3 protein-coding genes are annotated in these 4,231 nt (G+C 40.8%); 1 reads left to right on the forward strand and 2 read right to left on the reverse strand.

The window, feature by feature from the left end; genetic code table 11:
- Positions 1-116: 116 nt before the first annotated feature.
- Entirely contained in the window at positions 117-1,502 is a 1,386-nt protein-coding gene (gene dbpA / locus E5A76_RS09395) for an ATP-dependent RNA helicase DbpA (protein WP_161118757.1), read from the reverse strand.
- A gap of 369 nt (positions 1,503-1,871) precedes the next feature.
- Between dbpA and E5A76_RS09400 the strand changes: the two genes are divergently transcribed.
- Positions 1,872-2,456, forward strand: a complete 585-nt coding sequence (locus E5A76_RS09400) for a type II secretion system protein (RefSeq protein WP_161118758.1) — start codon at positions 1,872-1,874, stop codon at positions 2,454-2,456.
- Between the two features lie 57 nt (positions 2,457-2,513).
- On the opposite strand, the gene E5A76_RS09405 is transcribed toward E5A76_RS09400, so the two are convergent.
- A complete protein-coding gene (locus tag E5A76_RS09405) occupies positions 2,514-4,043 on the reverse strand; it encodes an alanine/glycine:cation symporter family protein (RefSeq protein ID WP_161118759.1) in 1,530 nt (509 codons plus the stop codon).
- Between the last annotated feature and the right edge of the window lie 188 nt (positions 4,044-4,231).

Here is a 4,231-nt window from a genome sequence, read left to right on the forward strand (position 1 = left end):
GCATTTTAACTCTCGACTATATTTGGACATAAAAGACCCCCAATAATTGGTGTCCAACTATTGGGGGTCACTTCAATCACTATCGGCTTTTATTTATCTTAAAGATTTATCCAAACTTAGCGCAATTGACGAGCACGGAAGTTACGGCCTTTAATTCGACCATTTTCTAACTTCTTCAATGCTACACGAGCCACTTCTCGCTTCACAGCAACATAAGCACAGAAATCAAATACATTGATCTTACCTACATCACTACCCGCAATACCGTTCTCACCAGTAAGCGCACCTAAAATATCACCAGGGCGTACTTTCTGCTTTTTACCACCATCAATCATTAATGTGATCATCGCAGGGCGGAACGTTGGCTGATCGAGCAAATGTTCTGGTGGTAGCATTTCACCTTCAATTGGGCGATCAAGGTAATCTTCAAGCAATGCGACTTTGTAGTGCTCTTTATCACTGAACAGTGAACAAGCAATACCTTTGCTACCAGCACGACCTGTACGACCAATACGGTGAACATGCACTTCAGTATCACGTGCAAGGTGATAGTTAATCACCGCATCAAGGTTATCAATATCTAAACCACGAGCTGCTACATCGGTAGCCACTAGGATTGAACGGCTCTTGTTAGCAAACAGCACTAATGTACGGTCACGCTCACGCTGCTCTAAATCGCCATGTAAGGCAATTGAACTAAAACCGTAAGCTTCTAAATCATCAGAGATCTCTTGTGCTTCACGCTTGGTGTTACAGAACACAACACAAGATTCAGGACGGTGTTGGCTTAACAATAAACGTACTGCACGCATACGCTCTTCATTATTATCTACTTTATAGAAATGCTGAGAGATGCTGCTGTTATCGTGGTTAGATTCTACTTTTACTTGTACCGGATTGCGCATAATACGCTTCGCAATAGAGGCAATTTGATCTGGGTATGTTGCACTAAAGAGTAGTGTTTGACGATCACGTGGTGCGCCTTCAATGATTGCATCTAATGAATCTTGGAAACCCATTTCAAGCATGCGGTCAGCTTCATCAAGTACAAGCGTGTTTAGCTCATCTAAACATAAGAAGCCTTTACGAATATGCTCTTCAACACGACCCGGTGTACCTACAATAATGTGCGCGCCATGCTCAAGTGAGCCAATTTGTGGTCCAAATGGCATACCACCACATAGTGTTAGCACTTTGATGTTATGAATAGCACGTGCAAGACGACGAATTTCTTTCGCTACCTGATCCGCCAGTTCACGAGTAGGACATAGCACTAAGGTTTGCACTCGGAAACGCTTCACACGTAAGTTTTGCAGTAATCCTAAGCCAAATGCCGCTGTTTTACCTGAACCTGTTTTACCTTGTGCGATAACGTCTTTACCTTCAAGGATCAAAGGCAAGCTTTGCGCTTGAATTGGCGTCATTGCGTCATAACCTAATGACGTTAAGTTACTGAGCAAATCAGGATTTAAGTTTAACGTTGAAAAAGCAGTCTGGCTCACAATTATGTCCTGTATACGTCTAACACACTAGACAGCATGTTTTTAGAAGAATCGGCATGTTGAAGTCTCAAACATGCGTAAGGGGTGCGACACTATCAGCTAATGGACATGCTGACAATCTACTTCCGCAGATTTACATCGACCACATGTCATAAGCGCTGAGGATTAAACTGATGGCTTTCGTCATTTTTTATGTATTTCTAACAAGTTAAAAAAATAGTTACTCACTATTTATTAACTAAACCATCCTATAGTGAATAACAATTCACATTTAAAGTTCTATTTATCAATAAATAACTTGTTAAAATAACTATAACGAATAAAATCCACCCAAAACACAATTAATCTATATCCCATGGGTTTCCTCCTATGAAAAAGAACGGTTTTACTTTAATTGAATTAGTGGTCGTGATTGTCATCTTAGGCATCTTGGCCGTGGTTGCTGCACCTAAGTTTATGAACTTACAAGTTGATGCGAGAAATGCGTCATTGAAGGGACTTGAGGGCGCAATTGGATCAGCTTTTAATGCTGGTTATGGCAAAATGGTTATTGCAGGTCTAGAGCATAGAAGATATGTATCTAATGCCAATAAAGATTGCCTAAACAATGACTGCTCAGATTTTAATCCAATGCAGAGTCTACCATTTCCGGGCTGTCAAATCGGTGGTCCAGACTACTGTGTATTCCAATATGGTTACCCAAGAGAAAGAGATACCTTGTCTAAATTAGTTACTAATTTGGATGGAAATCAAGAATGGGAAGTAGTGACTTCGCTTTACAATGGACAACATGCTTTAAAAATTACGTTTAAACAATTTACTAAGAAATCCTCAACTCCAGATCATAATGGGGATTATCCGACAATAATTGATCGTGATAACTGCTTTATTACTTACGCACCGCCAGTATCAGAAAATACAAACTACACATTAACCATGACTCCATGTAAGTAACCCAAATAAAAAATGCCGAGCATATCGCTCGGCATTTTGCTATCTAACAGCTACTAATTATTGTTTCGCTAACTTTGCTGACTCTTTACCTTGTTCTTTGATCTCACCGTTTTTCAAACGTAGTAGATAATCTTTCAAATCACGTTTTACTTCTGGTGCCATAATGTACAAACCTACAATGTTCACCAGTGCCATTGCAAAAATCATCGCATCAGAGAAGTCGATAACAGGACCTAAGTTCATTGATGCGCCAATCACAACGAACGTACAGAACATCAATTTAAACGCCATTTCCGCTTTTTTGCTCTCACCAAATAGGTAAGTCCATGCTTTCAAGCCGTAGTAAGACCAAGAGATCATAGTTGAGAATGCAAACAGTACAACCGCTACAGCAAGAATTAATGGGAACCAAGAGATGGCGCTTCCGAAGGCTGCAGACGTAAGCTCTACACCAGCAAGACCTGAATTAAGTTGACCTGTAATGATGATAACAAGCGCTGTCATGGTACAAATCACAACCGTATCGATAAACGGTTCTAATAGCGATACGAAACCTTCAGAAATTGGCTCTTTGGTTTTAACTGCTGAGTGCGCAATCGCCGCTGAACCCACACCTGCTTCATTCGAGAATGCGGCACGTTTAAAGCCTTGAATTAGCACACCAATCACACCACCTGTAATACCCTCACCAGTAAATGCACCATTGATAATCTCAGCAAACGCATCATCGATTAATGTGTAGTTCATGCCAATGATAACAAGCGCGGCACCAACATAGATGATTGCCATGAAAGGCACTACTTTCGCCGTGACTTTTGCAATCGACTTAATACCACCAATGATAACGAATGCCACCAGCACAGCTAACAATAGACCGAACAACCAGCCCTTATCAGCAAAAAACGATAGATCGCCACCAGTAACACCCACAACCTGCTTATAAGCTTGGTTTGCTTGGAACATGTTACCGCCACCTAGCGCACCACCAATGGCAAAGATAGAGAATAGTACTGCAAGCGTACGACCCAGCGCAGAGTTACCACGCTTTTCTAGACCCTGGCTAAGGTAGTACATAGGACCACCCGAAACTGTACCATCAGGGTTATATGTACGGTATTTAACAGCGAGAGAACACTCTACGAACTTAGTTGACATACCTAGAAGACCTGCAAGGATCATCCAGAATGTTGCACCTGCACCACCAATCGTAATAGCAACAGCCACACCTGCAATATTACCTAGACCAACAGTACCTGACAGCGCAGTAGAAAGGGCTTGGAACGGAGTAACATCACCACTGTCTTTAGGATCAGCATAATCGCCTTTTACAATTTTAACCGCATGCTTAAAACCACGGATATTAATAAAGCCCATATAAGCGGTAAAGAAGACGGCTGCAACCACTAACCAAAGAACAATCCATGGTGCTTGTACATCGGTAAATGGTAAAGGAATAGAAGAGAAAATCATCCCAACAAAAGGATTAACAATAGGTGCAACGACTTCGTTGATCTTATCGTCAAGCGTACTTGCAAACGCGCTACTTGATGCTCCAAGCATCGCAGCAGTCATTAAATATTTTTTCATACAACATCCTTGTTCGAATGCATAACACTCGATTTGTATTTATCTTTCACATTGTGTTTACACTTTTTAACATAGCAATATCCTGATAATGAATAAACCCCCACTATAAAATTATGAAACTGGCTTTTCATATAACCAAAACAGCTATAAGCCATTGATAAATGGTAATAACAACAAATAAATAAAGT

It is taken from the genome of Photobacterium lucens (assembly GCF_009873615.1).
Lineage (GTDB): Bacteria > Pseudomonadota > Gammaproteobacteria > Enterobacterales > Vibrionaceae > Photobacterium > Photobacterium lucens.

Bases quoted from the DNA above. Each gene is read 5' to 3' on its own strand.
- E5A76_RS09405 (WP_161118759.1), bottom strand. From the start codon at position 4,043: ATGAAAAAATATTTAATGACTGCTGCGATGCTTGGAGCATCAAGTAGC.
- E5A76_RS09400 (WP_161118758.1), top strand. From the start codon at position 1,872: ATGAAAAAGAACGGTTTTACTTTAATTGAATTAGTGGTCGTGATTGTC.